The 1,079-nt window shown below is 71.7% G+C and carries 1 protein-coding gene; it reads left to right on the forward strand.

Annotation, left to right across the window (positions count from 1 at the left end):
- The first annotated feature begins 162 nt into the window (after positions 1–162).
- On the forward strand, positions 163–1,029 hold the full coding sequence (locus ACFWJO_RS40710; RefSeq protein ID WP_386873434.1) for an alanine/glycine:cation symporter family protein: 867 nt from the start codon (positions 163–165) through the stop codon (positions 1,027–1,029).
- Positions 1,030–1,079: the final 50 nt, after the last annotated feature.

Below are 1,079 nucleotides of genomic sequence, written 5' to 3' on the forward strand. Positions count from 1 at the left end.
GGGCGGGAGCGGGGCAGGGGTGAGCCGGCGCGGGGACGGCACGGCGTGTCTGGCCGGCCGACCCTGCCGGTCCCGCGCAGACCCCCCGGGGGCTCAGGGGTGCCCGAGGTGGCCCGAATGTGATGGAGTGCACGGATCCTGTCCACGACCTGGGAAGTGACCATGGAGCAGTTCGTCACCGCCGCCAACTCGATCATGTGGAGCCTGCCCATGGTCGTCGGGCTCCTCGCCCTGGGCCTGTACTTCACGATCCGCATGGCGGCTCCCCAGGTGCGGCTGCTCAAGGACATGGTGGGCCAGCTGGTCAGGGGAGGATCGTCGTCGGCGGGGATCAGCTCGTTCCAGGCGTTCGCCATGGCCCTGGGTGGGCGCATCGGCGTCGGCAACATCGCGGGCGTCGCGGCCGCGATCTACCTGGGCGGCCCGGGCGCGCTGTTCTGGATGTGGGTGACGGCGATCCTCGGCGCCCCCGTGGCGCTCGTGGAGAGCTCGCTCGCACAGCTCTACAAGCACAAGGTCCGCGGCGAGTACCGCGGCGGGCCCGCGTACTACATCCTCGAGGGGCTCGGCCGGAACTGGCGGTGGCTGGCGGTCGCCTACGCCGCGGCCACCGTGTTCGCCACGGTCTTCACCGGCCCGCAGATCCAGGCCAACGCCGTCACCGCCGCCACGACCGAGGCGTGGGGCTGGGACCCGCTGTGGGTGGGTCTCGGGATGGCCGTGCTGTTCTGCGTGATCGTGTTCGGCGGCATGCACCGCCTCGGCCGCACGGTGGGCCTCGTGGTCCCGTTCATGGCCGGCGCGTACATCCTGGTGGGGCTCGTCGTCGTCGCGGTGATGTGGCAGGAGGTCCCGGCCATGTTCTCCCTGATCTTCACCAGCGCCTTCGCCGCCGACTCCGTCTACGCCGGCATGCTCGGCGCCGCCATCGCGTGGGGCGTGCGCCGCGCCGTGTACTCCACCGAGATCGGCACCGGCTCGAGCGGCCAGGCCCCCGCCGCCGCACGCGCCTACCACCCGGTGGAGTAGGGGCGGGCCCGGGCGTTGTCCGCCTCTGTGGACATCCTGTTTGTGTGTAT

The organism is Streptomyces sp. NPDC127092 (assembly GCF_042722475.1).
Lineage (GTDB): Bacteria > Actinomycetota > Actinomycetes > Streptomycetales > Streptomycetaceae > Streptomyces.

Excerpts from the sequence above, each read along its gene's own strand:
- ACFWJO_RS40710 (WP_386873434.1), top strand. The coding sequence starts at position 163 with ATGGAGCAGTTCGTCACCGCCGCCAACTCGATCATGTGGAGCCTGCCC.